Annotated in this window: 26 protein-coding genes and 6 pseudogenes; 9 read left to right on the forward strand and 23 right to left on the reverse strand. The window is 68.4% G+C overall.

The features are described 5' to 3' along the window. Positions 1–115: 115 nt before the first annotated feature. From ACFU8W_RS47885 to ACFU8W_RS47930, 10 genes and pseudogenes are all read right to left on the reverse strand, one after another. Positions 116–292 carry a hypothetical protein gene (locus ACFU8W_RS47885; protein ID WP_384052194.1) on the reverse strand — a complete coding sequence of 59 codons (177 nt, stop codon included), beginning with the start codon at positions 290–292 and terminating at the stop codon, positions 116–118. 112 nt (positions 293–404) lie between these two features. Next, positions 405–845, reverse strand: a complete 441-nt coding sequence (locus tag ACFU8W_RS47890; protein WP_384052196.1) for a hypothetical protein — start codon at positions 843–845, stop codon at positions 405–407. Next, positions 842–1,267, reverse strand: a complete 426-nt coding sequence (locus tag ACFU8W_RS47895) for a hypothetical protein (RefSeq protein WP_384052151.1) — start codon at positions 1,265–1,267, stop codon at positions 842–844. Before ACFU8W_RS47895 ends, ACFU8W_RS47890 begins: the two co-directional genes overlap by 4 nt. 153 nt (positions 1,268–1,420) lie before the next feature. After that, a pseudogene (locus tag ACFU8W_RS47900) lies at positions 1,421–2,201 on the reverse strand (IS5 family transposase). Then, positions 2,202–2,258 (reverse strand): annotated as a pseudogene (locus tag ACFU8W_RS47905) (hypothetical protein); the annotation flags it as partial. 269 nt (positions 2,259–2,527) lie between these two features. Next, the gene (locus ACFU8W_RS47910) at positions 2,528–3,049 is read right to left on the reverse strand and encodes a hypothetical protein (protein WP_384052153.1); all 522 of its coding nucleotides are present in this window, start codon (positions 3,047–3,049) and stop codon (positions 2,528–2,530) included. A 1,351-nt stretch (positions 3,050–4,400) separates the two neighbouring features. After that, the gene (locus tag ACFU8W_RS47915) at positions 4,401–4,982 is read right to left on the reverse strand and encodes a Uma2 family endonuclease (RefSeq protein ID WP_384052155.1); all 582 of its coding nucleotides are present in this window, start codon (positions 4,980–4,982) and stop codon (positions 4,401–4,403) included. 24 nt (positions 4,983–5,006) lie between these two features. Continuing rightward, on the reverse strand, positions 5,007–5,693 hold the full coding sequence (locus ACFU8W_RS47920; protein ID WP_384052157.1) for a hypothetical protein: 687 nt from the start codon (positions 5,691–5,693) through the stop codon (positions 5,007–5,009). Between the two features lie 247 nt (positions 5,694–5,940). After that, positions 5,941–6,868: pseudogene (locus ACFU8W_RS47925) on the reverse strand (DEAD/DEAH box helicase); the annotation flags it as partial. A 120-nt stretch (positions 6,869–6,988) separates the two neighbouring features. Next, complete coding sequence (locus tag ACFU8W_RS47930; protein ID WP_384052159.1) at positions 6,989–7,717, reverse strand: SMI1/KNR4 family protein; 729 nt, start codon at positions 7,715–7,717, stop codon at positions 6,989–6,991. A 267-nt stretch (positions 7,718–7,984) separates the two neighbouring features. Here ACFU8W_RS47930 and ACFU8W_RS47935 point away from each other — a divergent pair, with 267 nt between their 5' ends. Next, complete coding sequence (locus tag ACFU8W_RS47935; RefSeq protein WP_384052160.1) at positions 7,985–8,152, forward strand: pRL2-8; 168 nt, start codon at positions 7,985–7,987, stop codon at positions 8,150–8,152. On the opposite strand, the gene ACFU8W_RS47940 is transcribed toward ACFU8W_RS47935, so the two are convergent. Then, positions 8,145–8,432, reverse strand: a complete 288-nt coding sequence (locus tag ACFU8W_RS47940; RefSeq protein WP_384052162.1) for a hypothetical protein — start codon at positions 8,430–8,432, stop codon at positions 8,145–8,147. The genes ACFU8W_RS47935 and ACFU8W_RS47940 overlap by 8 nt on opposite strands. A 622-nt stretch (positions 8,433–9,054) precedes the next feature. On the opposite strand from ACFU8W_RS47940, the gene ACFU8W_RS47945 reads away from it, so the two are divergent. Then, a complete protein-coding gene (locus ACFU8W_RS47945; protein WP_384052164.1) occupies positions 9,055–9,411 on the forward strand; it encodes a DUF805 domain-containing protein in 357 nt (118 codons plus the stop codon). Between the two features lie 184 nt (positions 9,412–9,595). On the opposite strand, the gene ACFU8W_RS47950 is transcribed toward ACFU8W_RS47945, so the two are convergent. Then, positions 9,596–9,787: a hypothetical protein gene (locus ACFU8W_RS47950; RefSeq protein ID WP_384052166.1), complete on the reverse strand. Its 192-nt coding sequence runs from the start codon at positions 9,785–9,787 to the stop codon at positions 9,596–9,598. Positions 9,788–9,875: 88 nt separating this feature from the next. On the opposite strand from ACFU8W_RS47950, the gene ACFU8W_RS47955 reads away from it, so the two are divergent. Then, positions 9,876–10,481, forward strand: a complete 606-nt coding sequence (locus ACFU8W_RS47955) for a dihydrofolate reductase family protein (protein WP_384052168.1) — start codon at positions 9,876–9,878, stop codon at positions 10,479–10,481. 173 nt (positions 10,482–10,654) lie between these two features. Here ACFU8W_RS47955 and ACFU8W_RS47960 read toward each other — a convergent pair whose 3' ends face one another. After that, positions 10,655–11,845, reverse strand: a complete 1,191-nt coding sequence (locus tag ACFU8W_RS47960) for an IS110 family transposase (RefSeq protein ID WP_384052170.1) — start codon at positions 11,843–11,845, stop codon at positions 10,655–10,657. 342 nt (positions 11,846–12,187) lie between these two features. On the opposite strand from ACFU8W_RS47960, the pseudogene ACFU8W_RS47965 reads away from it, so the two are divergent. Together ACFU8W_RS47965 and ACFU8W_RS47970 are read left to right on the forward strand one after the other, a co-directional pair. Beyond that, positions 12,188–12,944: pseudogene (locus ACFU8W_RS47965) on the forward strand (transposase family protein). Between the two features lie 475 nt (positions 12,945–13,419). Then, positions 13,420–14,091 (forward strand): hypothetical protein, encoded by a 672-nt coding sequence (locus ACFU8W_RS47970; RefSeq protein ID WP_384052172.1) that lies wholly within the window; start codon positions 13,420–13,422, stop codon positions 14,089–14,091. A gap of 115 nt (positions 14,092–14,206) precedes the next feature. Here ACFU8W_RS47970 and ACFU8W_RS47975 read toward each other — a convergent pair whose 3' ends face one another. Together ACFU8W_RS47975 and ACFU8W_RS47980 are read right to left on the reverse strand one after the other, a co-directional pair. Beyond that, positions 14,207–15,022: a hypothetical protein gene (locus ACFU8W_RS47975; protein WP_384052173.1), complete on the reverse strand. Its 816-nt coding sequence runs from the start codon at positions 15,020–15,022 to the stop codon at positions 14,207–14,209. Between the two features lie 309 nt (positions 15,023–15,331). Beyond that, positions 15,332–16,000 carry a hypothetical protein gene (locus ACFU8W_RS47980; protein ID WP_384052175.1) on the reverse strand — a complete coding sequence of 223 codons (669 nt, stop codon included), beginning with the start codon at positions 15,998–16,000 and terminating at the stop codon, positions 15,332–15,334. Positions 16,001–16,224: 224 nt separating this feature from the next. Between ACFU8W_RS47980 and ACFU8W_RS47985 the strand changes: the two genes are divergently transcribed. Beyond that, entirely contained in the window at positions 16,225–17,082 is an 858-nt protein-coding gene (locus ACFU8W_RS47985) for a thiopeptide-type bacteriocin biosynthesis protein (RefSeq protein WP_384052177.1), read from the forward strand. Positions 17,083–17,085: 3 nt separating this feature from the next. Next, complete coding sequence (locus ACFU8W_RS47990; RefSeq protein ID WP_384052178.1) at positions 17,086–17,643, forward strand: GNAT family N-acetyltransferase; 558 nt, start codon at positions 17,086–17,088, stop codon at positions 17,641–17,643. Positions 17,644–17,870: 227 nt separating this feature from the next. On the opposite strand, the gene ACFU8W_RS47995 is transcribed toward ACFU8W_RS47990, so the two are convergent. From ACFU8W_RS47995 to ACFU8W_RS48030, 8 genes and pseudogenes are all read right to left on the reverse strand, one after another. Continuing rightward, positions 17,871–19,121: a cytochrome P450 gene (locus ACFU8W_RS47995; protein WP_384052192.1), complete on the reverse strand. Its 1,251-nt coding sequence runs from the start codon at positions 19,119–19,121 to the stop codon at positions 17,871–17,873. Between the two features lie 3 nt (positions 19,122–19,124). Then, positions 19,125–20,495: pseudogene (locus ACFU8W_RS48000) on the reverse strand (NAD(P)/FAD-dependent oxidoreductase); the annotation flags it as partial. Beyond that, entirely contained in the window at positions 20,492–20,719 is a 228-nt protein-coding gene (locus tag ACFU8W_RS48005; protein WP_345515945.1) for a ferredoxin, read from the reverse strand. The gene ACFU8W_RS48005 and the pseudogene ACFU8W_RS48000, both read right to left, overlap by 4 nt. A 351-nt stretch (positions 20,720–21,070) precedes the next feature. Then, positions 21,071–21,238, reverse strand: a complete 168-nt coding sequence (locus ACFU8W_RS48010; protein ID WP_384052180.1) for a hypothetical protein — start codon at positions 21,236–21,238, stop codon at positions 21,071–21,073. A gap of 114 nt (positions 21,239–21,352) precedes the next feature. Continuing rightward, positions 21,353–22,654 carry a cytochrome P450 gene (locus ACFU8W_RS48015; RefSeq protein ID WP_384052182.1) on the reverse strand — a complete coding sequence of 434 codons (1,302 nt, stop codon included), beginning with the start codon at positions 22,652–22,654 and terminating at the stop codon, positions 21,353–21,355. A 546-nt stretch (positions 22,655–23,200) separates the two neighbouring features. Beyond that, a pseudogene (locus ACFU8W_RS48020) lies at positions 23,201–23,659 on the reverse strand (DUF6529 family protein); the annotation flags it as partial. Positions 23,660–23,771: 112 nt separating this feature from the next. After that, positions 23,772–24,260 carry a hypothetical protein gene (locus ACFU8W_RS48025; protein WP_384052184.1) on the reverse strand — a complete coding sequence of 163 codons (489 nt, stop codon included), beginning with the start codon at positions 24,258–24,260 and terminating at the stop codon, positions 23,772–23,774. Positions 24,261–24,547: 287 nt separating this feature from the next. Beyond that, positions 24,548–24,724, reverse strand: coding sequence for a hypothetical protein (locus ACFU8W_RS48030; RefSeq protein ID WP_384052186.1), 177 nt, complete (start codon positions 24,722–24,724; stop codon positions 24,548–24,550). Between the two features lie 34 nt (positions 24,725–24,758). On the opposite strand from ACFU8W_RS48030, the gene ACFU8W_RS48035 reads away from it, so the two are divergent. After that, positions 24,759–25,067: a hypothetical protein gene (locus tag ACFU8W_RS48035; RefSeq protein ID WP_384052188.1), complete on the forward strand. Its 309-nt coding sequence runs from the start codon at positions 24,759–24,761 to the stop codon at positions 25,065–25,067. Positions 25,068–25,261: 194 nt separating this feature from the next. Beyond that, the coding region (locus tag ACFU8W_RS48040; RefSeq protein ID WP_384052190.1) for an IS200/IS605 family accessory protein TnpB-related protein at positions 25,262–26,746 on the forward strand (1,485 nt) is incomplete at its 3' end.

A 26,746-nucleotide genomic window follows, 5' to 3' on the forward strand; every position in this document is an offset into this window, starting at 1 on the left:
GGCGTTGCCGCACTCCACAACCTCAAGCTCGACATCCGGTAAACGAGGCACCCGCCGCAGCAGGGCACGTTCTCACCGGCATTACGTGATAGCTCTTAGCCAGAGGCCGGACAGTTCACCGTCGTCGCATCTGTCCAGCCGGGCAGGTCGCGGTGGCGGCGTCGGTGTCGATGTGGAAGTCGTCGATGGTGAAGCCTCCGGGGACGGCCTGCCGCAGTGTGGAGCGAGATGTTGTTGGCGACGCGACATCGTCCACATCGACGCCGAGTTCGCCGACAAGGCCGGCGACCACGCCCCCCAGGTCGTCCGTCTGATTCCCTGACGGCTTCAGTACCATTCGACGAACGCCCACCCGGCTCCCCAGGCGGGCGTTCCATCGTTTCCGCGGCGACTATTCCGCAGCGTCACAGGAGCACCACCGAGCGCAGGACCTCACCGCGGTGCATCTTCTCGAACGCCGCCTCGACCTCGTCCAGGGCGATCGTCGCGCTGACGAAGTCGGCCGGCGGCAGTGGGGAACTGTAGTAGGCCGTCAAACGCATCCAGCAGGACACCCGGTGGGCGGGCCTTACCGGAGTGGACAGATTCCAGCCGACCATTCCGCGGGTGTAGTAATCCTCGATGCCTAGGAGGCGTAACACCAGCGGTGTGCTCTCCGCGTATGCGTGGGCGATGGCACGCAGCCGGGCCTCGGCAGCCTGCCGAGCCTGCCGGGCGGTGTCACTGTCTGCGAGTCGGCGGGCTCCGCGGCGGCTGGTCGAGCCAAGGAGCGTCCACACACGGGCCACGACATTGAACGTGCCAAGGATCGGCCACGTCATAGCGCGCAGCACGAGTATCTTCACCGCGCGCCGCATGAGGACCGCTGTGTGTTGGTGGGCATGAGCCTGGCTTGCAGGAGCGAGGAGCCGGTCGTAACGGCGGACTGGACGGCCACCCATAGGAGGGCTTCCCATGGGCCGGGGGTGGAGTCCACGAGGTGTCCTGCGGTCATCGTGGCCCACACGTAGGCGCTGATGATGATCGCTAAATGATTGCCGTGGACTCTGGCCAGTCTGAGGCCAGCCCATAGGGCGAAGGGCTGGAAGGCGATGCCTGCCGCGTTGGCGGCCAGGTAATAGAGGACTCCCGCGAGAGGGTTGCGAGCGCTGTCGGCTTCGGTGGCGTGGTCGATCAGCGTGTACATGTTGCGGAACAGCCACCATGCGGCGAGCGTGGCTGCGGCAGCCACGGAAGTTGCTTTCGCAGCACGCACCAGATATGTCATGAACACGATCGTCTTCCCGCTGGCTGATCGCCTGCTATCCCGACTGCTACTCAACTCGGGAGAGGATTCTGGGGCGCCGCGTCGTATGTCCGCCCCAGAACTCGTGGCTGGCTGTTACCGGGCGAGGGCTTCCCGAAACGCCTCGCGTAGCTCCTAGCAAAGGGATACCTTCAGGCAGCGCCAGCAAATGATGCTGCAGCCGAGGGTGAGGAAGGCTTCGTGGAGATCATCGCGGATTTCCCAGCGGGTGCGTAGGCGGCGGAACCAGTGCAGGAGCGCGAAGGCGGCTTCGACGACCCAGCGATAGACGCCCGGGCCGGAGCCGTGCTCGGTCCCGCGGCGGGCGATGATCGGCAGATGCCCAGGCCGCGAAGGTCGCGGCGGTAGGTGTCGTAGTCGTAGCTGCGGTCGGCGTACAGCATGTCGGGGCGCCGGTGGGGACGCCCGCGCTTGCCCCTGACCGCCGGAACGGCGTGGACCAAGGGCATGGGCTGGGTGACGTCGTGGCGGTTTCCGCCGGTCAGCGTCGCGGCGAGCGGAATGCCGTGTCCTTCCACGATCACGTGGTGCTTGCTGCACCTCCTGTCCCGGTCCACCGGGGACGGACCGGTCTTGGCACCGCCTTTCATCGCCTGCAGGTGCGAGCCGTCCACCGCGGGCCGTGAAAGTCCAGCAGGCCACCCGCCCGCAGCTCGGCGAGCAGCAGCTCATGCAGGATCTGCCACACCCCGGCCTCATGCCAGTCCCGCAGTCTGCGCCAGCATGTGCTGCCCGATCTGTAGCCCAGCTCGTGCGGCAGGAACTCCCAGGGGAGCCCGGTGTACAGCACGAACGGGATCCCGTTGAGCACCCGCCGGTCATCCAGCCGCTTGCGCTGGGCGGACATGTAGAAGACCCGCATCAGTCGGCGGCGGTAGCGGCGAGGTCGGCGCATGTTGCCGCTGATCCGTCCTGAGTCTTTCGGGACGGGTGCCAGTCCCGAAAGACTCAGGACGGCGGCGTGACGTCACAGTCGCGGCGTCGGTGAACGCGGCGAGGCCAACAGCCGGGCCGGGCGCTGGGGACGTCATGGCAGTTCCCCGGGGCCCGTGGCGTGTCCGGGGCTGATCAGGTCAGGTCGGTGGTGCCGACGGCGGCGCGGAGCTGGTTGCGCGCCCACCTCTTGAGGTCCCCGACGCGGTAGAGCAGTTCGGCGCCGCACTTGCCCGCCGAGGCCGCGGGCCCCAGTGCCGATCCACCAGCCGCACACGGCAGGCATGGTCAGCCTTGTGCTGCTTCGTACAGGCCGCGGCCTGTACGCCGGGCCTGGGCGGCCTTCACCAGGCGCTCCAGGGTGCCGCGTACTGCTTCGATTTGTCCCGCAGTCTCCGGGCGTCCGAGCGCCTGGTTGACCTCGCTGGCCTTCATCGCACTCTTCGCCTTCGACAGGATCTCCACGACCCCGTCTGTCAGCCCTTTCGCCCGCTTCGCCGGGGCAGCCTTCTTCTTACCAGCCTTCGCCCGGGGCGCGGCTTTCTTCGCCGTGCGGGATGCCGGGCGTTGGGCGGTGGTTCCCGTCTCCTTCCGGCCTGCGGTCTTGGGTGCGGCGGTCGTGGCCGCCGCCGTCACGGTGGACAGGGTCTTTAGGCTCTCCACCGCGGTACGGACGGCTTCCAGACGCTGTGCCACGGCTGCCAGTTCCTGCTCCAACTCCTGCTTGCGCGATTCCAGACCGGGAAGCTCGCCTTGCAGCTGCTCGATGGTGGAGTGGATGCCGTCGGGGGCATCGATCGTGGTTGCCATGGTTATCGTCCCTTTCCATGCGCGCACAGCCGGTGCGTGGTCATGCTGGCCACTGCGTGGCGAAGTCGGCGTTATGTTACGTACTACGGCAATGCCGCCTTCATTCCAATAGTCCCTCGCACGGGCTGCTGCCGGCCGCGTCCCCGTACCGTCGCGCGTCCTGCGTCTTCCCCAGGCTGTCCGACCTGCCGACCTCGTAGACGAGGCGCTGAGGCGGGGCCACCAGCCGGTCCAGACGCGAGACCGCCCGGGCAACCAGCCGAGCGCAGGCCGTGGAAACCATGACGGCCAGTGCCAGGGCACCCACCGCTGAGTGGCCACTCAGCCCTACAACGATCCGTCGTCCTCACCCGTCACGCCCCAGGCCCGCCGTCCAGGGCCCCCGGGAAAGCCACCAAGGCTGGATGTTGGCTGACGTGCTCGCACTCGCAGGCGGCGCACACGCCGAACGTGCCCAGGCGGGTCGAGCGGGATGCGGCACCAGCGATCGGCCGTGAGAAGCGGTCGATACCAGGGACACTCCCCCGGCCTTGACGTTGCTCTGTTCGGTGCAGCCGCAGCATGGGACGGCGACCGAGCGCAACTCGTAGCTGCCGGGGAACTGGGAGCGGAGTGCCCGAGCCGGTCGACAACGTGGGCGCTGAGGGCGGCGACGGCGGCACGCTTGCGTTCGAGGGAGACCCGGTAGTAACGCTGGGTCATGGCAATGGGGCGGTGGTCCATCAGCTCCCGCAGGACATCGATGGAGGTCCCGGCATCGGCGTGGCGCTGGGCGTAGAAATGGCGTAAGGCGTAGGCGTAGACCAGGGCGGTCGAAGGGCAGCGGGTTGCCGGCTGCGTCGACGCCTTCGGCATGGAGTTCGGGCAGGGAGTCGACCCCCAGGCGCAGGGTTTCACTGATGTAGTTGGCGCCCAGGTGGCCGGCGCTGCTGTAGGCGCTGAGGGCGGGGAAGAGGTAGGTGTCGCCGGTGGCGGGCAGTTGGAGGTGGCCGCGGCGGGCTTGCAAGGTGCGGAGGGCCTGGGCGGTGGCATCGATGATGGGCAGGCGTCTGCGGTTGTTCCAGATCAAGCAGGCCTGGCCGCGGTCGGTTTCCAGGCAGTCGCGGGGTAGGGAGGCGATCTCCAGTGTGCGGCGGCCGGTGTCCCTGAGCAGGATATAGACGGTTCGGTAGAGCAGCTGGAGGTCGGCGGCCGGGACATCGCGGCGGCCCTGGACCTCTCCGAGGCCGAGGGTGGGGCTTTCCCCGCGAACAGACCAGACCCCACCACCATGACACCGCACAACCCCACACGTCAGGCACTCACCAGAGTCGAGCGACAGAGTCCCACAGGATGCCAAACGCTACTGTGATCAGCGAACGAGACGGGGCAAGTCGAGTTCGATACCGAAAGGGACTGTTGTCTTTATGCGATCGCGGTTAATACCGGTGGCGACGTATGCGCGGGTGATGTTGTCCAGCTCATACATGTGGATGACGGGGAGGCCTTTTTCCTCCTCGACACGCCAGTAGTGCGGAATACCCGCCTGCGCGTACTTGAACGGCTTCAGTGACCGGTCACGGTCGGCGGACTCATCCGAGACGACTTCGATGGCGAGGGCTACCTGGTCGGGGAGGTAGCGCGTGCGGTTCGGGTCGTATGGGACCGTAACAGCAAGGACGTCGGGCTCGGGCCGGTTCTTCTCGTTCAGCTTGATCGTCATTTCCCGGTCGATCTCGAATCCCTCGGGAGCCTGATCGTCCAGTGCGGTCGTAAGCCGGGTGACGACGCGGGCGTGCCAGGACCGCTGCGGGGACATCATGAAGATCAGCGCTCCATCGATCAGCTCGGTGTGTCGCGGGAGGGCGGGTGCGTTGTCGAGGTCATCGGCCTCCCACCCACTCGGCCGGGGCGGCAGCATCCAGGGCGGGAGCGCGTCCCATGCGGTCGTCATCGTGTCCTCCTTCGAGCGCTCTGGTCAGCTTAATCCGTCAGTTCCGCGTGGTGGCGGTGCGGGCCGCGACGAGAGGGCGACGGGGTCGGCTGTGGCGGGGGCGCAGGGCCACCATGCGGCGGCGGTGCCATGGCCTTCGCGGATGTAGGGGTGCCAGTGGTTGTCGGGGCCGAGGCGGATCTGGATGCCTTCGTTGTCGGCAGTGAGGCGGTTGCGCCAGGCGCGCAGCCGCACCGTGCGGGCGGCGGCGTCCACACCGTCGGCGTTGTCGGGGTCCAAGAGGGCGGTGCGGGCGGCGGCCATGGCGGCGGGGTTGGGGGTGAGAGGTGCTCGGGCGACAGCGACGCCGGCGGGTCCGCCGTGGCGCCGGGCGCGGACCAGGCGGGCGAAGTCGGTCGCGGGCAGGCCGGTGGCACGGACGAGCTGGTGGAACCAGTCCTCGTCGACGCTGCTCGCGGCGAGGCGTACGGCGTCCTCGAGGGGGGTTCCGGTGAGCGAGGCGGTGTGCCCGGCGGCGAGACCACGGGCCCTCTGAGCGGTGTCGCGGGTGAGCGCTTCGAGGTCGTCGAGGGTGAAGGGGGCGCCGGGCGGGGGCTCGGTGGTGAGCGGGGAAGGGGTTGTCTCGGGCTCACCCGACGATGCCTCGACCGGTTCGGGGGCGGGTGGGCTGAAGACGCCGCTGAAGGAGACGAACGCGTCGCGGGCGCGCACGCCCTGGCCGCGGGGTGCGTCGCCGGTCTGTGAGCTGGTGTCGGGTGAGGGCCTGGCGGCGGGTGCGCAGCGCGGCGAGGACGGCGTCCTTGGTGCGGCCGCGGCGCGTGAAGAGCCAGAAGGGATCGTCGTCGAGGTGGGCGGCGGTGGCGTAGCACAGGGCGGCGGCGTGCTTGCAGGGGTAGCCCCAGTCGGGGTCGAATTCGCCCGGCTCGGGCAGCAGGGGGACTCCGGCGGTGCGGGAGTCGTCGACGAGGTCGGCGTCGGAGAGTTCGGCCAGGGCGGACTCGTCGGAGGCGATGACCTGGTCCGCGAGGGCGCGCTTGGTGCCCAGCCGGCGGGCGACCTTGTCCTCGACGGTGCCTTGGGCAGTGAGCCGATGGATCTGTACGGGACGATCCTGGCCGATTCGGTACGCGCGGTCGGTGGCCTGGTCCTCGACGGCCGGGTTCCACCAGCGGTCGTAGTGGATCACATGGGTGGCGCGCATGAGGTTGAGGCCGGTGCCGGCGGCCTTCAAGGAGAGCAGGAAGACGGGGGAACTCGCCCTGCTGGAAGGCATCGACCATGCCCTCGCGACGTGGCACCAAAATAGCGCCGTGCAGGTAGCGGGCGCGCATGCCGCGGTCAGCGAAGTGCCGCTGAAGGAGCTTGCCCATCTGCGTGTACTGGGTGAAGACCAGGGCACTCTCGCCTTCGGCGACCACTGTGTCGAGCAGTTCGTCGAGGAGTTCCAGTTTGCCGGAGCGGCCGGGCAGCGGGCCGGTCTCGCGCAGGTAGTGAGCGGGGTGGTTGCAGATCTGCTTGAACGCGGTGAGGAGTTTGAGCACCAGGCCGCAGCAGGCGATGCCGTCCGCCTTCTCGATGAGGGCCATAGTCTCGCGGACCTGTGCCTCGTACAGGGCGGCCTGCTCGCGGGTGAGGGCGATGGGGTGGTCGGTCTCGGTCTTGGCCGGGAGTTCGGGAGCGATGCCGGGGTCGGACTTGCGGCGGCGCAGCAGGAAGGGGCGGGTGAGGTGCTCGGCGGCCTGCCAGGCCTGATCGGCGGTTTCCTCGTCGCCGTCCGTGCCGAGCGCGCCGCGCACGATGGCCTTCGCGAAGCGGTCGCGGAAGGCCGACAGCGGGCCGAGCAGGCCGGGGGTGGTCCAGTCGAGCAGTGCCCACAGCTCGGAGAGGCAGACGCCGACGCTCTACGACTCACAACCCGCGTTCGGGCCCTCCCTCGGATTGGCCGCGCCGCCGCCGAACCGAACCGGGTGTTTTGCCGGTCCGGTGACTTCGCGGGTGAGGCAACTTCAGCGGACCCAGGGTCCGGAAAGGTCCTTGCGCACGATCTCGAGATCAGCAGTCGTGCGTCCGCGTGCATGGATCCAGGACTGGTCCTGGATCCCGTCTCTGCGTACCAGCCGGCCAGGTGCCGAGTACCAGCGCACGGGCGAGTCGTCCTTGCTGGCCCACATGCAATGGTCAGGCAGGTTCACTCGGGCATAGCGCTCGTGGAGGCTCGGCAGCAGTGAGTCGGGCAGCTCGCAGGCGTCGTAGAGACCGAGGTCGTCCGCTCCGAAGAGGGACTCACTCAGCACGAGTTCGACCCATGCAAGGGACATCCGATCGAGGAACGGGATCCAGCCGTCGCGTGACTCCACCATCACCGGCGGATCGTCCTGTTCGATCTCGGCCAGGGGGATTGCCCAGAAGGCGCAGTCCTGATTCTCATGGCGGAAGACCAGGATGCCGCCCAAATCGTCGGTGACGTAGAGCCCCGGCGCCGGGACCAGGGGGTCCTGCTGCTGGGTCAGATCTTGCCGGCGCCCGAACAGTGCGTACCCCTCGCGCAGGGCAGCCGGGAGTTCGAAGCCCAGCTCGGCTTCGACGGCCGCCAACTCGCTCTCGCTGTAGCCGTCTGCTGGCTCCAGCGGGCGGCGCATCCACGCGTCGGCGAACCAGCGCACGAAGTCCCAGGCTTGCGTGCGAGTGCGCACCCCGCCTCGCAGTGCCACCGAGATATCAGGACCGTCCAGCATGCCGAGGACGCTACCGCTTTCGAGCCTGTGGCGGAGCACAAGCACAGCTCTACGGGATCGCCAGCAACCAACTTGACCCACCGACGACATGAGATGTCTGAACACCGCCACCCCCTGCCGGACTCCGGCCGGGGGTGGCGGCACCACGGGCGCCCGCAGCATCCGCGAAGAGTCGCCCACTCAGAGCCACGTACAGCACACCGCCCGCTTTGCGGGCCCGCCAAGAGCCGGGGGCCGTCCCCGGCCCGTGAAGAAGAAGGAGTCGTCATGGGCAACAGCCGCGCGAACAATCCGCCCAGGGGCGAGTGCCGGCAGTGCTGGCACCACGCCTACGCCAGCCGTGAGGCGCACGCCGGACTCGGGCCCCGTCAGGACTGCCCGCAGTGCGTGGACCACATGAACAACGGCCACCTCGACCACATGATCGTCAGGTAATGGCGGTGACGCGGGAGAGGAGTCGGCTGCTGGCCGCGGTGAAGCGGCCGATCGCGCTGGCCGCCGCGATCACCGTGTTCAACGCGGACGTGGTGGTCGCGTGGGTGGCCGGGGTGCTGTTCAGCATCGTCGCGTACGGCGTGCTGGCGCTGCCGCTGTGGATGCCGGCCGCCATGGCGCTCGTGGTCGGCCTCGGGGTGTGGATCGTCGCAGGGCCGCTGTGCTGGGGGCGCACGTCGGCCTGGTCACTCGGGATCCGGAGGTGGGGCGCACCGGACACGGTGTACTCGCCGCCGGCCCCGGTGGATCACGTGGCCGCGCTCCTGGCCCCGAAGCCGGTTCGCCCGGCGCAGGCACGCAAGTCGCGGTCCACCGAGCCTCGCTCACTGGCGGCGTACGAGCTGGCTGGGAGCCCTGCTGGCGGTGCGGCGAACCCCCGGTGGAGGGCACGCACGCCTGGGACGACCGCGGCGACTTCCAGCTGTTGTCCAACCACACCTTCAAGTGCCGGAACGGGCACGACCAGCTGAACAGCACCGACGGAGGCTGACACGCCGCCGCATCTCATCCCCACTGGCCTTCGCCGCGGACCCGCAGCCGCATCGGCTGCTGACGGTTCCCCGTGCGGAGCGCGGGCGGTACGCGCTCGCGGTCGAGGCGGCATAGACGCTTCGGACGTAGTTGGGGGCCTCGCCATTGCGGCGGGGCGCCCTTGCTCACGCTCAGGCGTCCAGGACGGCGGCAGTACGGCGGCCAACAAGTAGGCCGAATCACCCCTGCGCCGTCCCACGGCCGCGGTCACCGAGATGTGTCTTGACCTGCACGGGACAGGACAGGACCATACGTACTGCCTGCTTGATCCCTTCAGGACGGCATCCAACGATGGCCGTGGGGGGCATCACATGCACTGGTACATAGACGTGCTCAAGAAGTACGCGGTGTTCAGCGGGCGCGCACGTCGGACCGAATACTGGGTGTTCAATCTGTTCAACCTCGCGATCAGCATCGTGCTGTTCGTGGTCGGACGCGCAATCGACTTCACTCCGCTTCAGGTGCTCTACGCGCTAGCGATGCTCCTCCCCTCGCTCGCCGTGGGCGTCCGCCGCCTGCATGATGACGGGCGCTCCGGCTTGTGGCTCCTCATTGGACTGATCCCGCTGGTCGGCGACATCGTCCTGCTCTACTTCTTCTCCAGCGACAGCCAGCCTGGAGACAACAAGTACGGGTCGGTTCCGAAGTACATCGGCGCGCACATCTGACCTTCCGGCGGCACTGAGACCTCGGTACCAATGAGGTACCGGGGTCGCCATCCCCGAACACGCGGCATAGCGGCACGGGCGCCGAGGGCGCCGTCGGGATCACGCCCGTACGGCGCCCTTTTTGTGTGATCCCCACGTGATCACCGCACACCTGACCTGCGGCAATGGCCCAGGGAACGGATATCTAACCCGTAGGAATGGCGCTCTCACGGCGGTAAAGGACGCCACCGCCGTCGCGGCCGAGCAGAACGACACCTTCGTCCGTGTGGAAGCCGATACGGCGGGCGCCCGCCCTCGCATCAGGCTCGGCAATACGGCCGGCCGACAGGTCCCCGAAGCAGTGCCGCTCCGCCGACCTGATCGGCTGCAGCGTCATGGGTTTTCTCGTTACTCCACAGCGCGGCCGATGAGTTTGTGGCTCCCGGCCGGTCCAAGCTCGTGACACCCCAGGAAAGGACACCGCCATGTCGGAGCTTCTCGTCGACTTCATCACCTCCCTCGACGGCCACGCATCGGGAGAGGGATGGCCCGGGTTCTGGGGCCTCGAGGGCCCGGAGTACCTCGCATGGCTCGGCGAGCAGCCCGAGGCCACCTACCTGATGGGAGCGAACACCTACCGCCTGATGTCGGGCTTCGCCGCAGGCGAGGTCCCGAATGGTCAAGACGAGTTCAGGCCCGAAGAAGAGGCGTCCGTCGACGAGCTCACGCAAGCGTCCAAGGTGGTGTTCTCCTCCTCACTCGAGGAGCCACTGACGTGGGCCAACTCCACGCTCGTCCGCGACGACGCCGTCGAGGCGGTCCGCGCCATGAAGTCGAGTGGCTCGGGGCTCCTCAGCACGATCGGCAGCCTCAGCCTGTGCCGGTCCCTGCTACGAGCCGGACTCGTCGACCGCTTCCGGGTCGTGATGTTCCCGGTGATCACCGGGGCCACGGGCGAAGAACGCATCTACGACGGCTATCCGGACGTTGCCCTCGAGATGATCGAGCACCGCACCTTCGACGGCCGCATCCAGCTGGTCGAGTACAAGCCCCGCGTGCTCGAGCACCCGCCGCTCAGCGTCCCTGCGTGACGTCGCCCCGTCCGCCGGTCTGAACGGCACCAGGCCGACGCCGGCGGGCGCGGAGCAAGACCGAATAGAGGGCGAACGGCCAACGTCAGGACGCCCGGTCCAGGTCGCGTCGAAGGAATAGATCAGCCGAGCACCGAGCGGCGGATGGAGGCACTGATTCCTAATGCGGTCTGTCAAGCCGCGAGAGCGGTGGGTGGCATGAGTTCGTAGGTCCGTCCGTCGCGTAGGAGGGCCCAGAGGACGTTGACGCGGCGGCGGGCCAGAGCGAGGACGGCCTGGACGTGACGCTTACCTTCGGCTCGCTTGCGTTCGTAAAACCGGCGGGACTCATCGCAATGGCGGATGCTGAACAACGCGGAGATGTAGAAGACTCGTTGGAGGCGGCGGTTGTAGCGCCGTGGCCGACGAAGATTGCCGCTGATCTTGCCGGAGTCGCGGGGCACGGGTGCGACGCCGCCGAAGCCGGCGAGGCGGTCTGCGGTGCCGAAGGCGGTCATGTCACCGCCGGTCGCGGCCAGGAACTCGGCGCCGAGGATGACGCCCAGGCCCGGCATGCTGGTGATCACTTCGAAGTCCCGATGTTCGCGAAACCGGGCCTCGATCGCCTTGTCGAGTTCGGTGACCTGCTGGTTGAGGGCCATCACCTCCCGCGCGAGCGTGTGCACCATCTGAGCGGTGAGTCTCTCGCCGGGCAGGCTGGTGTGCTGGTGTCCGGCAGCCTCCAGAGCTGCCTCGGAGAGCCGGTCGGCGCGCAGGACCTTGCGATTGCGCAGCCAGGCTTCGAGCCGCTTCTTGCCTGTCCGGCGGAGGGAGGCCGGGGTCTGGTATCCGGTCAGCAGTATGAGCGGGCCGGTGTTGGTCAGGTCCAGCGCCCGCTCCAGGCCGGGGAAGATGTCGGTGAGCCGGGCGCGGAGCCGGTTGACGGTGTGGGTGCGGTCGGCGACCAGGTCCGTGCGACGGTCGGTGGGGATCTTGAGGTCGGTGACCGTCTCATCGCTGGTGCGTAAGGGGTGCAGGTCGCGGCGGATGCGGACATGATCGGCGATGACGGCGGCGTCCTTGGCGTCGGTCTTGCCCTCGCCGCGGTAGCTCTCGGAGGCGCGGTGGATGGCTCGGCCGAAGATGTAGTGCACCGACTGCTCGTGGTTGAACAGGATCGTGATGGCCAGGGCGGCGCCGCCGTCGGCCAGGTCGATGCCCCAGGTCACCTCGTCTCCCAGTGCCAGGACATCGGCGAGGAGTTCGAGGAGTTCAGGCTCGTCGTTGGCGATGCGTCGTGACAGCAGCCGACGGCCGCTCTCGTCGATCGCGACGCAGTGGTGATGAGTTTTACCTGCGTCGATGCCGGCCCAGATCATAGCCATGTGGTGCCTCAGTGCGGTGTGCTGCTGGTTCCTGCCACGGACGACCTCGCTGTCGATTCCCTACTCAGCGATCATTCGCAATTCCTCATTGGCAGCCGAGTCGTCGTGGGGTGCCGGGCGGTCAATCAGTGGAAGCCATAAGCGGCAGAGCCTTTTGAACCACACCCGGCCCCCCCGGGGCGGGTCAACCATACGAAGGGCTCACCACATCCCGCAGAACAACGTAGGGAGCCTTTTCCAACCTGACTGCGCTGGCCGCGTGTTGGACGGATCTGCGGAACGACGAAGCTCCTGGTAGACGGGTTCACGACCAAGATCGCCCGCAGCCACCAGGAGCTTCGCGTGCTTGTCCACCCGTCCTCGATCGACCTGTCCGGTCGCTCCCTGCGGTGCCTGACCGAACGGCTCGCTGCGCGGCGAGGGGAGATCGGGACCCGATGGCGGCGTCTGACCGCTGGCCCGTCAGGCACTCCTCGCCCTGGCCCATCTGCGGTGCGGTGACACGTACGCCCAGCTTGCCGCAGGTTTCGGTATCGGCATCGCGACCGTGTACCGCTACATACGCGAGGCCGTCGAGGTGCTGGCCAGCCTCGCGCCCGCCCTGGCCGAGGTGATGCACATCGCGCGGACCAAGTCGTTCGTGATTCTGGACGGCACCCTGCTGCCGATCGGCCGGATCGCCGCTGACACCCCGTACTGCTCGGGCAAACATAAGCGTCACGGCATGAACGTCCAGGTCCTCACCGATCCCTTTGGGAGGCTGCTGTGGGCCTCGCCCGCCCTGCCCGGTTCCACTCACGACCTGACCGCCGCCCGCGCCCACGACATCGTCGACGCGCTCACCGGGGCCGGCCTCAAGCGCTGGGCCGACAAGGCGTATCAGGGTGCCGGCGGCTCCATCCGGGTGCCCTTCCGCGGCCGCCACCTCAAGCGGTGGCAGCGCCGGCACAACAGCACGCATGCCAAGATCCGCTGCCTCGGCGAACAGGCCATGGCCACGCTGAAGGGCTGGCGCCTCCTGCGGAAGCTCCGCTGCAGCACCAACCGAATCACCGCGATCGTCCAGGCCGTTCTCGTCCTTCATCACGTGTCAACGTGAGGTTGGAAAAGGCTCACTCGATCAGAAGTTCCGTCTCTGCACACGCTTTGAGATCGTTGCGACAGCCGTCACTCGGCCGAATCCACCGGTCGCATGGTGGCTCGCCGAGCGCGTGAATGAGACGATTGACTACTTCACCAACAGTGAAGTCCCGGCCGGACATGGCACCGGCCGCCGGGGAACTGCGCTCCGCTCTACTGGAGATGAGCAGCCGGACCCGCACCTGCTGAACCAGAACGCCCGTCCGGCCGGCCGGTTCCGCCGAACCGCCCCCGCATGGCGAGGCTCACCGGTACGCTGGCCGCTTCGTGCGGGGTGCGTATCCACTCCGGTCACCAGCGGCAGGAAGCCGCTGTTCCTCATCCGTCCGCGACCCCTTGAGATGCCGCGGACGCTCTTCCTCGAAGGCCCCGTGTGCTGTGCGCACGGGGCCTTCGGCATGTCTGTCCCCCGTCATCCATCCCTGGAGACCGCCATGTCCCCCGCGTCCTTCAATGACCCCGAGCTGCAGGCTATTTACACCTACCTCGCCCCCGGCGGGTCCACTGGGAGGCAGGCCGCGGCGAACGCCGAAGCGATCGCCGCTTGCGAGGGCCTCGACCTCGGCGCCGACCTGTCCGCCGCCCGCCGCCGCGCTCCCGAACCCACCTGCAGTGTCCGGCGCAGCTCCCGCCGGACGCTGCAGGACCACGCCTACGGCATCCTGCGGGCCCAGGCCGCGGCGTGGGCAGACCTGCGGATGTGGCGGCACGAGACCGAGGCCTGGATCCACGCCCTCGGCGCCGACGGTGCGCCCGTCGCCGCTGCATGCCTGCGCCTGGGCATCGGGCTTATGGTCATGGACATCGTCCTCGACGGACAGAGCACCAGCCGACGGCTTCGAGGCGGCGACACACCCACCTCCGTCCAGGCCCGCGCCGCCGCCCTCGGCATCCCCCCTTCCCGGCTGACCCCGGAACGGCAGGCGCAGCCGGGCCCGTGGCGAGGCTCGGTGATGCCAGCACCAGGGGCGCGCCCGGTCGGTCTTCCGAAATGGGGTGGGGGTCAGCCCGCCAGAACGGGCTGGTCATCGCCGGGGACTCCGGGACCGGGCAGGTACCCGCCACCAGAAGCTAGTGGCTCGGCTCGGATGGTTAACCCGAATTGATCCGCCATCCGTTGCCCGCCAGGCTACCTCCAAGGGTCGATCTTGGAGATCGTCGTGGGGCGTCGTCCGGGTCGCGAACAAGCTTCGCCGTCGGCGCACTGATCCCGCCCGCCGCCTAAGACCCGCCTTCGAAGAAGCCGGACTTCAGGTCCCCGATGATGACGTCGAGTGGATGCCCACTCACGGTGAGCGGTCCACTCCAGGGCGCGGTGAGTGCGAAGAGCAACGCCAGGCTCAGCCCGACCACACTCGCAACGCCCAGAACGAGCAGTGACGTTCGCAGGCTGCTGCGGAAGGTGAGTGCGCCGGCGTTCACGATCAAGGCCAGTCCGCCGACCACAAGCGTGACAACGTAGAGCGCGGGTACGTCGCGCGAGGCAGCCGCAACGCGTGCGCGACGACTATTGGTGACGCTGTCCAGGGAAACCAGCAGCTCCGTGCTCGCCGGGGTTCCCAACTCGGGCCGGGCCGCCTCGGCACGCACGCTCCGCTCCAGCCGTGCAATCGCGCGAGCGGTGGCCGGGTCGTCACCGGACGCCGCTGCCGCACCCTCCCATTCCCTGACACGCGTGGCCTGCAGGTAGTCCAGCAGTGCCGAATGGATCGGCTCCGACTGGACTCGCGGACTTGTCGCCGACCACGCCAGGCGGGAGGCTGCGGCCGCCTCGTCGCTCACCAACTGCTCTGCTGCGCGCAGGTAGCTGGCCTCGCTGGCCAGCGAGAGTGCCGCAAAGATCGCGAAGGCGGCGCCGAGTGTAGGCATCAGGGGCATGGCAATCTGGGGCACCCGATCCTGTTCCCCGACCGGTACGAGCGCCCGGACGCCGACCCGCGCCACGGCCGCGACCAGTAGGGCAAGGAAGAGCCAGCCAACAACCAATACCACCGTCGGCAGCGAGGCCAACCAGTTCACGACCACCTCCACGATCACCTGGAAGCAGCCTGCCGTGCAACGAACGGAGGATCAATTACCTGGCCAAGGATCCAAGACGAGCCACTAGTCCACTCAGGTCATCGACTTCCGGCCGACTGACTTGGCTGAGACGGGACAACTCCCGAAGCCGTCGACAAACGACTCCCGTTCTCGGTGTACAAAGCCAGGCGTCCGGCACCGAGCTGTTGTTCCCTCGGCCCCGCCCTGCACACCGCGGCCGCAGACGCCGTCGGCAGCACCGAGCAGATCACCTGGAAGGCCCTGCAGGATGCGCTGGCCCACAACGCGTAGGGCTGCTGCCGGGGGTCAGCGCCGAACCCGCAAGAGCAGCAGTTCCCGCACCTCCGCGACGCCCTCGCCGTGATCGAACTTGGTGTCGAGGCACTGCGTGTCGTCGGAGAACTGCTCCGCCCACAGCAGCGACCCTGCCGCTGCCAGAAGGTCGGCGCCCGCCTCTTCGGCAGCCGCGCCCGCAGGAAAGACGACCAGGAGGTCGGCGACGGCCAGCTGGTCGACGACGAGGGCGACCACGCCGGCGGCAACCGTCGGGTCGCCCCAGGGAGCGGACAGCGAGAGCTGATCGAAGACGAGCACATCGAGCGAGCCGAATTCCCGCGAGCCTACGGCGCCCTCGCTCAGCAGTTGCTCAGCCACCTGAGCGCAGAAGCCTCCCTGGGCGGACAGCCGGGACCGCAGGCTGTCCAGCTGCTTCACGTCCGGGAACCACTCCTCCACGTCCTCGTAGATCAGTTCGCCCCCGCTGCAGTGGCTGTACTCCGAGTCCGTCCCGGGCTGCGGGCTGCCGCCGCCCCGGTAGGGGGTGAGAACAGCTCGCAGGCTGCCTACGGGTGCGCCGTCGGCACGTATCTGCACCTGCCAGATCTCCGTCGCGGAAAGGCCGAGGAGCGGCGTGGTGTGCTGGAAGTCAAGCGTCAGGCCGGCCGGGTCGGCCACAGTGGCTGGCTGGGTAGTCATAGGATCGGCTCCCTCTCCACGGTGTGCCCGCCCATCGGGCAGAATGCCGGGCCTAGGGCTGCCTCAGGTCTCTGACGCTTGAACTGTCCGCCGCACCTTGAGCCCTCCCAGCAGGCGGGCAACGAGTTCGTCTGGCGTCCCAGCGGGCGGGCTCCGGCTTGCTTCCCCTGGTGCTCCGCACCTCGTACGGATGGCCTCGTCCGTGTCGCCGCTGTCGGCTGGCCGTGCCGCCACGTCGGTGTCGCGGCAACGCCGTTGAGCTCTTCACGCGAGCAGGTCACGCCGCGCTCGCCGATCAGGCCGAGCGCTCCACCTGGTGGCAGTTCTACCTTGAGTTCCCAGACTGGAGCCAAGCCGAAGCCACAGCGGCCGCTGTTCTCCGACCAATCCTGTTCGACGCCGAAGCCGAGGGGAGCGTCACTGCCTGGTGGTACACCCGCACGCACCTCTGTTGGCAGCTGTGCCTCGGAATCCACCCCGATCCGGGCGCCAGGGCCAGCATCGGTGCGGCACTCGACGAACTGGCTGGTGCCGGCCACCTGCAAAGGTGGTGGCCGGGCATCTACGAGCCGGAGATCACAGCGTTCGGCGGATCAGCCAGCGTGGAAGCCTCGCACTACCTCTTCTCGGCCGCCAGTCGGGAAACCCTGGCCCTCGCTGACCGCTCGGACGTGTCCATCGGCCGCCGAAAGCTATCCGTGCTCCTCTGCTCGATCAGGATGCGCGCCGCCAGGCTTGAGTGGTACGAACAGGGCGACGCATGGCAGCGCGTCATCGGCGAGGACCGGACGGCACTCGGCAGAGTGCCGGAAGACCGCCTGATGGAAATGACGAAGCAGCTGCGAAAACTGTCGCACGGTGCCCCATACCGTGGGTTCGAATCCCACGCTCTCTGCGTGGGGTGGCCCCTGACCAGCAACTATGGTCAGGGGCCGCCTGGCTTTTCGGCCTCGGACGCTGTCCGTGACCGACCACTGTTGTCCGGTGTTGACCGCCCCGACTGGCACGCATCTGGCACGGGGCCGACAGCGCCGCCTCGGCGTGCCTGTTGGCCTCGCGCGCAGTGCAGCGTGATCGAATAGGGCATGGCATCGTCCTGGACCGGTAGGCGGGTGCGCCTACGCGCTATTGAGCCCGATGACTGGACGGTGTTCGCGCGCTTCGCGGACGATGACGGGCGGCGAGTGGGCCGGTTGGACCTGCCGCGGTCCGCCGAGAGCTATCGTGCCTGGGCGAAGGAGCAGGCCGTTGCCGAGTGCGATGACGACCGTTTCCGGTTGGCGGTCGAAACGACGGCTACGGGGGAACTGGTCGGCGCGGTCGGCTCACATCGCACCGGTCGTTGTTCGGGCTGGTTCGAGTTCGATGTCGTGATCGGCGCCGGCCACCGGCGCAAGGGCTACGCGGCGGAAGCCGTGGTGCTGTTGCTGCGCTTCATGTTCGCCGAGCGGCGCTATCACAAGTGCCTGGCGGCGGTCTTGGCCCCCAACGAGGCGTCGTTGGCACTTTTTCGTCGGCTCGGCTTCACCGAGGAGGGGCGCTTACGGGAACACGTTTTCTTCGCCGGCGGGCATCACGACCTCATCATGATGGGCATGCTCGCCGACGAGTTCGACCGGCGACACACGATGAGCGAGCCGTGAGCAGGTCGTCCGGGCGTGTGCGGAACGGTACTCGGACTTGATCGACGTTCGCTGTTGGCGGGTGTAGGCGGTCTGTCGCCGAAAGCGGGGCTGTCCCCAGCCGCGCACGGTGGCACGCAGGTGCAGGCCGACGGCTGCGAGACCGAGGAGGGTAGCGGGTTGCTGTCACATGCAGAGTCGGCCGGGCCGTCCGCGGCGCGACCTTGCAACTGCCCTCGGCTGCCGCGTCAACCGTCACCCTGCTTGATGTCCAGATGGATCGGACCCCGAAGAACGGGGCTGGGCCGGTACGGCGGCGGGTCGGCGACCAGCCTGGGGCGGTCGAGCCGGCGTACCAACTCGGTCAGCGCGATCTGGGTTTCCCGCCGGGCCAGCGGGCCGCCGAAACACAGGTGGATGCCGCTGCCGAAGCCGAGGTGCTGGTTGTCACGCCGATCGGGGTCGAAGCGGTCGGGATCGTGGAAGCGGTCCGGATCGCGGTTGCCCGAGGCCAGCATCAGCATGATCCGCGAGCCCTTGGGGATCACGGTGTCGGCGACAGTGATGTCGCTGTACGCCGGCCGCCAGGGAATGATGTGCACGGAGGGCTCGTAGCGCAGCAGTTCCTCGACCAGCGGCACGACGAGGTCCGGTTCGTCGCGCAGTCGCTGCGGCACCTGCGGGTGGCGCAGCAGCGTCAGCATGCCGTTGGTGATGAGGTTGACGATGGTCTCATGGCCGGCGATGAGGAGCAGTCTGGCAGTGGCGACGATTTCGGCGTCGGCCATCCGACCGTCGGGCCCGTCGTCGTTGGCCAGCCGTGACAGCAGGCCGTCTCCCGGCCGGCCGTGGCGCTGTTCCACCAGCTCGCCGAGGCACTGGCGCAAGTCCTTGCGGGCCTGTACGCCCTTGTCCAGTTTCTCCTTCGGGTCGGTCTCGGGGTTGTAGTCGATCGAGTTCATGATGTCGTTCACCCAGAGGTGGAACCTCGGCTCGTCCTCGCGTGGCACGCCGAGCAAGTTACAGATCACGGTTACGGGGAGCGGGAAGGCGAAATCGTCGACGACGTCGATCTGCTCCTTGCCCGCCAAATTGTCGATCAGGCTGCCGACGGTGGCGGTTAGGAAGCCTTCAAGTCCGGTCACCAGCCCAGGGGTGTGCGGGGGGCCGAAGTGGCGCATCGCCATACGCCGCAGGCGATCGTGCTCGGGCGGGTCCATGTGGATGAACGACGACGTGGCCCCTTCCTCGGCTGAGGGCAACGGACGCGACAGATTGCGCAGGTCGGAACTCAGATGCGGGTCATTCAGTATGTCCGTGATCTCGCGATAGGTGCTGATGACGTAGCTGCCGTCCTCCTGCCGAGCCACCGGCGTCTTGCGCAACTCGGCATACAGCGGGTAGGGGTCGGCCCGGGCGGAGTAGTCGAAGATCCGTTGCAGCGTGCCGGCCGTCCCGGTCGTGGGCGTCTGGCCTTCCTCCTGCCGATGCTGGTGCACGGCCGTGACGCGGCGCTCACCCGGGTCATGGCCTGTGACGACCACCGTGGCGCCCTGCGTGAGCAGGGCGGGGCCGGGGAAGTCGACGGGCACCGGTTTCATGTCGGCCGGCTGGTCCGGCGTGGGGCAGGGGGGCGGGAAAGGTGCTGCCGTCTCGATCAGCCGTCGGTAGTGGTCCAGCCACTTGGCGTTGTTGAAGCTCACGGCAGCCGTGACGCGGCCCCGATAGCCATATGCGGTGACGAAACGGTGGTCGTCCAGCGATCCCTGGGTGACGACCACCTCGTCGGCGAAGGTCGGCACGCCGACGGACTTGATGTTGACGCCGAACTGGATCGACCAGAACAGCGGGATGGACAGGTGGGACCAGCGGTCCGCCTGGGCGCTGACCATGTTGTGCGCCGCGACCTCTGCCTGCTCCACGGCGTTGGCCCAGTGCTCCAGCGAGATGAGCCGGTACTCGTAGATCGGGTTCGGGCAACGTGCCACGTCTCCCGCGGCGAAGACGTCGTCGGTGACGCGGCCATTGATGTCGAGGGCGCGGCAGCCCGTGTCGCAGGTGATTCCCCACACGCCCGCCGCCAGTCCCGACTCCCGCAGCCACTCGGTGTTGCGGATGCTCCCGAGTGCCACCACCGCCACATCGGCGTCGATCGCGCTGCCGTCGTCGAAGTGAGCACGGCGAAACCGTCCCTGCGCGTCGCCCTCCAGCCGGGTGACCTTGGCACCGCAACGCAGGTCGACGCCGTGCGCGCGCTGCATGTCGGCCGCAACCTCGCCGATCATGGCGCCGAGCGCCCCGACCAGCGGGGCCGGCGCGAGTTCGGCGACGGTCACCGGGATGTCCCGCTCTCGGCAGATGGAGGCGATCTCGGAGCCGGTGAATCCCGCACCGATGACCAGCACACGGGAGGGCCCGGCGGCGAGGGCCCGCTGCAGGCTCTCGGCATGCTCGCGCGTACGTACGACGAACACTCCGTCCAGGGCCGCCTCGGACTCGACGAACCACGGCCGGGCCCGTACCCCGGTAGAGATCAGCACCCGGTCGAAGGGAACCTCGCGCCCGTCGGCGAGACGCACGTGGTTCGTCGCGAGGTCCAGCCCGCTGGCGGGCACGCCCAGCAGCCACTCCGCATCGATGCCACGACGGCGAGGCAAAGCGGTGCCCCCGGCCGGCACCCACCCGGTCAGTACTTGCTTGGACAGGGGAGGCCGGTCGTAGGGCTCGCCCAACTCGTCACCGATCATGGTCAACGATCCGGTGAAACCCTCGTCTCGCAGCGCCTCCGCGGCCCGCAGCCCCGCCAGCGAAGCCCCGACGACCACGATTCGGCCATCGTGCTTGAACGCACGCAGGTTGTCGGCACTGGTCATGACGGCGACGCCTCCGCCGGTGCGTGCCGCGCCTCCAGCTGGTCGACCAGGATCGCCTGGACCGGGCAGGCCGCCGCGGCGCGTAGCACCTGGTCGCGCTGGGTGTCGTCGGGGTTCGGGTCGTACATGAGCGCTTCCTCACCGTGCATCCGGAACGCCTCCGGAGCCAGGAACGCGCACTGCGCATACCCCTTGCATCGGGAAAGATCAACGACAACTTTCACCCCGACCTCCACAGGGAGTGGGAGCTGCAGACCCTCAAGCCGGCGCCACTCCGGCGCGCAACGAGGGAGGATCCGGCCGCTGCCCACCCCTCGAAGTGCGAGGGGTGCACCGCGCTCGTCGGGTCTCCATGGAAAGAATTGATCATCGGCTAAGGCGATCGGCGCCTGACTAGGGACGTATCCCTCGTTGCGGCCGCATTTTGGTTACGTAAGCGACGCTCTTTTGGATTGCCGTTTCGACGGAAACCGTGTGGCACGGTGCGCCGGAATACCGTGAATCAGCGTAACAGCGGCACCGATACCAGTGAGTGCAATGGCCCGGGAGACGAACGCTGACATCCAACGTTTACATCAACGACGCTGGTAGAGGACCGGCGTACGCGGCAGCAGCGAGACGCCGAGTCTGCAGAGGTCGGCTCGAACTCCTGAAGCAATTTGCGGGAACACGTTTTCTTCGCCGGCTGGCACCACGACCTCGTCATGATGGGCATGCTCGTCGACGAGTTCGACCAGCGACACACGATGAGCGAACCATGAGCCGGTCATCCAAGCGTGTGCGGAACGGCACTCGAACTTGATCAACGTTCACTGTTCGCGGGCTGAGGCGGCCTGTCACTGAAAGCAGGACTGCCCTCAGCTGCGCAGGGTGGCGCGCAGGCGCAGGCCGGCGGTGGTGAGGCCTTCGAAGGTGGTGACCTGGTGGCTGGGTTCCGGTCCGGGCGGCTCGCTCAAGTGGTAGCAGCGGGCGGTCTGTGCGGTCAGGAGCGTCAGCATCGCCATGGCCAGGGCCGCTCCCTCGCAGCCGTGCGGCCCGGTGCCGAAGGAGAGGAAGACCCCGGGTTTCGTCGGCGAGCCCGAGTCGTCGAGCCAGCGCTCGGGGTGGAACTGCTCCGGCTCGGCGTGTTCCCGTGCGTCGCGGTGGGCGGTGTAGGGGCAGACGAGAACGGTGGACCCGGCGTCGATGGTGTAGCCGGCGAGCTGAGTCCGTCGCGGGGCGCGCCGGGTCAGTAGCCAGCTCGGGGGGTGCAGTCGGAGCACTTCGCGTACCAGTGCCTGGGTGTATTGCAGGCGGTCGAGGTGGGTGCTGGTGGTCGCGGCCGGGTCCGTGGGCAGGAAGGCGGCTTCGGCCGCGATGCGGTCCGCTGCCTGGGGGTACCGGGCCAGGTGGAGCAGGATCCATCCGGCTGCGCGGGAAGGTGTCTCGAAGGTGGCGATGGTGATTCCGGGGAGAGTGTCGACGATGGCCTCTTCCGGCAGCAGGCCGTAGCGGGAGGAGGGCCGGAGCATCTCCCCCAGCACGTCGTCTCCGAGCCGGCCCGATGAACGGCGCCGGCGGACGATGGGCCGCAGAGCGTTGGTGAAGGCGACTTGCTGCCGTGTGCGGAACCGCCGTGCCGGTGTGGGGACCCAGCGCGGCCATACCCAGCGCGAGGGGCGTACGAGCACCTCCCGGGCCACGAAGAGCTGTGCGGCAAAGGGCAGCAGGGTGGGAGCGTCTTCGGAGAAGAGGTAGCGCACGCCGACCTCTGCCAGGGCATGCCGGACCGGGGGCAGAATCTCGACGTCCTGGCCCGTGGGCCACTGGTCAACAAATCGAGCGGTCCCGGGCGCTATCTCACCGATCCGGGCTGCAACCGCCTGCGCGCGTAGTCCGCGCATGCGGGCGGCGTGAGCGTGCGAACGCTCCTCGGACGTCCGTGCCCCGCTCGACCGCTTCAACGGCGGGAAGAGAGGCGAGGGCACCTTGGGGAAGTCCTTCGCGCGGCGCAGGACTGCTTCACACGGCCCGGCCGCAGCGGCTACGTAGACACCCGGCTCCAGCTGCCAGACGTCCCCGCACTCGTCAGCGCCACGGCGCGCCACTGCCAGCCGATCGCGGCTCCAGGCCGCGAAACTGCCTTCGGGCAACCGCGGCGGCTCATTCACTCGGCCCATGAGATCGCCCCTGACCCTCGTACCCTGTCCAGGCCGATATCGTCGGCACCTTGACCGGAAACCGGCGGGCGCCCGGGGCACCCGCCGGCAGTGCGGTCAAATCCTGTCGTCGCCGGTGTGCGTGGCCCAGTCGTGGCCGCCGTACGCACCGTAGTTGCGGGTGAAGGACAGCTTGCCGAGCAGCTTGGCGATCATGATGTACTCCTCTCGCCTGCCTTCAGCACCATGTATGTTAAGTGCCATTTTTTTCATAAATGCCCTATATCTCATCTTAAGGGCGTCAGCCGCACGCGCGGATATAAGGCACATACCTGCGGGCCGGGCCCACAGCCGGCCAACGTCGCCCCGGCGCTGAGGGGCGGTGCCGCCCCCGGCCGCGAGGTTCGGCGGCGCCGGGCACCTCAAGACCGGCGGCACCAACGCCCCGAAGGAACGGAACGGCTTTCGCGCGAACCGGTCACCTCGCACCTCGGGAAGGCGGCGGGTTGGCGAGCTGCGCCCCCTACCGATAGTGGCCGACGACGGCACCGAACCGGCGCCGCCCGCCTACAGGCCGGGCGCCCGGTAGCCGTCCAGGTACCAGAACGCCGCCGAGTACCAGACCAGGGCGATCACCGTAACGAGCGCGCCACCGGCGAGCGGGAGCGCCCAGCCCGGCCAGCGGCGGTGGCGCACTACAACGACCTTGGCGACGACGGCCCCGTAGAGAAAACAGCCGGCGAGCGAGTGCAGCGCCGCCCGGGTCCCGGTCAGGCTGACGCCGTGGGCGATGATGCGCTGCAGGGCGATCGGGACAGAGAACAGGAAAGCGACCATACCGATCAGGCGGTACACGGTGGGCACCGGGTGCGGCGCGGCGCGCGGGCCCGGCAGTCGGCCGTACATCCACAGCGCGAGGAGCAGCTGGATCAGCGCCAGGCCCAACAGAGCGCTGCCCAGCTGGGCCTTGAGCAGGACGACGGCGTGGCCGTGCACCCCGAAGAGGCTGCGCCGGTACTCCGGGGTGTGTACCCGGCCCTACCAGAGCAGGGCGGCGGTCACCGCCAGGGGCAGCAACAGCCACAACAGCCCAAGGAGCTGCCGGGATTCGGTGCGCGGGGCGAGGCGTGGCATGTGATCAGCCGCCCACGCCGTCGGCCTTGTCGCCCCGAGGAGCGCCGGCCCGAGTGGATGTAGAGCGCGGCGGGCCGGTGATCAGGAAGCCGGCGAGTGAGGTCACGGCGCCGACGGCCTCGGCGATCGCGCTGGCGGTCCTCTTCGGCCCCCAGAACGGCTCGTACATGTTCGGCAGCGGACCGAGAGCGCCCACGTTCACGTTCCCATAGAGCAGCACGGCGCCCAGGGCGGAGACGGACACCAGGAACGCGAACGCCCACACCGGCCGCCGTCGACCAAGGAGCAGGACCAGCAGCGCGGCCAGCGACGCCACGGCAGCTTCGAGGCGGAACAGCGTTCCCTGGCTGATCTGCCGCCCGACCGCATCGTAGGGGGCGGCTAGGTCGGCGTGCACGTAGGCGTTCACCGCCAGGGCGGCTGCGGTCACCACTTGGAGCAGCACACGCGTGACCGTGCGCCGGCGCGGGCGGTCGCCGGGTCCGGCAGCCATCGCTACTGCCCGATCGCGCTTGCTGCGGCACTGCCGGGCGCTGGGGACGCCGTGCCGTTCCCCCCGGCCCGGAGGTGGGTGTCCATGCCGAGTTCCCTGTACTTTTCGATGGGACTCGGACTCCCGGTCGGGGCCAGGGCCGAACCGCTGGAGCACGCAGTGGCAGCGGTCAGCGCGGCACGTACCAGGAACCGCAGTCCAGCGCGGGCGCCACACGGGGAATCGAAAACGTGCACGACCATGTTTCGGGGCCTCCCTTCCGCGACGAGACTGACCCAAGTTTCCGATTACGCCAACGCCAACACTCGCCCCGCGCGGGCCATCACCCAGTCAGGCGAGGATGTGCCCGGGGCACGCCCCAGATCCTTCGACAGCAGCGCGGAGCCGACCTGATTATCGTGGGCGCCGGCGGTCATCACCACGACCGCGATGATCAGCCCTGTCGCGCAGGTCGTGGTGCTCACCCCAGGTATGCAAGGACTGAGCCTGGCATCCGAAATGCTTGAGAAGTTCGGGTACGAGCCAGAGCGCACCGCCCCCACCCTGCTGCGGCTGCGCAACTGCCCCTTCCACCCCCTGGCGGCCAAGGCCCCGGAACTGGTCTGCGCCGTCAACCAGGCTTTCCTGGCCGGATACCTGCACGGCCTGGGAAGCGACAACAACACAGCGGTGCTCGCCCCAAAACCCGACGCCTGCTGCGTCGAACTCCGCGCGAACGGCGTGGCCCAGGACCCCCATCTCGATGGCGGGCTGACCGTACCGCGAGCGACAGCCACGCGGAACCCCGTCCGCAGGGCGACGTCTTGAGGTGATCGATTCCAAGGGTTGTGAGCTGCTGTCGGTTTGCTGAGCTGAAGTGAGTGGTGGTGTGCGGGAGTGAGTCCCGTCGGCGGGTTCGCGGGGGCGGGAACGGGGGTTCTGGGGTCGAATGGGTGACCTTGGCGGCTGCTGCTCGTTGGGCTGGACAGCGGGTGCCGGGCCTGGTGGGAGGGGGTGATGTGGTGGGTGGTTTGCGGGAGTTGGCCGTGCCCTTCGTGGTGCCCGGGCCTTGTGGGGTGGCGGTCCGGGACCGTTTCAAGCACCTCACGCCCCAGGACGAGGAGGTGCTGCGTGCGGTCGGTGAGCATCAGGGCCGTCTGGCTTCGCGTGATCTCAAGGCCCGCTGTGCGGACGGTCTGGAGCACGGCGCGGACAGCTGGGCGTCGCGTAAGCGGGACCTGACGAAGAAGTCGTCGTCCAGGATCGCCGGGGCCATCACCAAGGCCACTCATGATCAGTGGGCGCTGGCCCGGCGTTGCCAGGCCGCGCACATCCAGACGCTGGCAGCCGGGATCAAGATGCTGCGGCACCGCCTGTCTCTCCCGGTCGGGGAGAAGGGCACCAAGCGGGTGGCGGGCGGCTACCGGTCGAAGAGCGAGTGGTTCCGCAAATCCCGCCGCCTCGTGATGCTGGAGGCGCGGCACGCTGCTGCTGTTGCCGAGTGGCAGGCCGGGCGGGTGGGGGTGGTGCGGGGTGGCAGACGTCTGTTCAACACCCGCCACCACCTCGCGCAGGCCGGGCTCACCGAGGACCAGTGGCGGCAACGGTGGGAGGCGGAGCGGTGGTTCATCGGGGTCGATGGGGAGTCGGGGAAGCGGTTCGGGAACGAGACGATCCGCGTCACCCCGGACGGCGAGGTGTCCATCAGGCTGCCTGCCTCGCTCGCGCACCTGGCCAACGCCGGGCACGGCAGGTACGTCCTCGCCTCCCGGATCGGCTTCGCGCACCGGGGTGTGGAGTGGGCCGACCGCATCGCCGCGAACCGGGCGGTCGCCTACCGCATCCACCTCGACGCGGAGCGTGGCCGCTGGTACCTCACCGCATCCTGGCAGCGCCCCGTCGTGAAGACCATCCCGCTGGAGGCCGCCCGCGCCCGGGGCATGATCGGTGTCGACACCAACGCCGACCACTTCGCCGCCTACCACCTGGACCGGCACGGCAACCCCATCGGCGGGCCCCGGCGGTTCTTCTGCGACCTGTCCGGCACCGCCGGTCACCGCGACGCACAGCTCCGCCACGCGCTGACCCGGCTGATCCACTGGGCCGAGCAGGCTGGTGTCGCCGCGATCGGCATCGAAGACCTCGACTTCACCACCGAGAAGACCCGGGAGAAGCACGGCCGCCGCAAACGGTTCCGGCAGCTGATCTCCGGCATCCCGACCGGCAGGCTCAAGGCCCGGCTCGTCTCCATGGCCGCCGAACACGGCCTGAGCATTGTCGCGGTCGACCCCGCCTACACCACTTTGTGGGGTGCCCAGCACTGGCAGAAACCGCTGACCACCCCCCGCCGAAAGATGTCCCGTCACGATGCCGCCGGCATCGCGATCGGACGACGCACCCTCGGACACCCGATCCGGGATGGGGTATCCCCTGCTCGAACGGAGTTGAGAGCTTGGGGAAGGACGGCACCGCCCCCGCACGACCGGAGTGATCGTGCGGGGCATCGG

This window comes from Streptomyces sp. NPDC057565, assembly GCF_042801455.1.
Taxonomy (GTDB): Bacteria; Actinomycetota; Actinomycetes; order Streptomycetales; family Streptomycetaceae; genus Streptomyces; species Streptomyces yanii.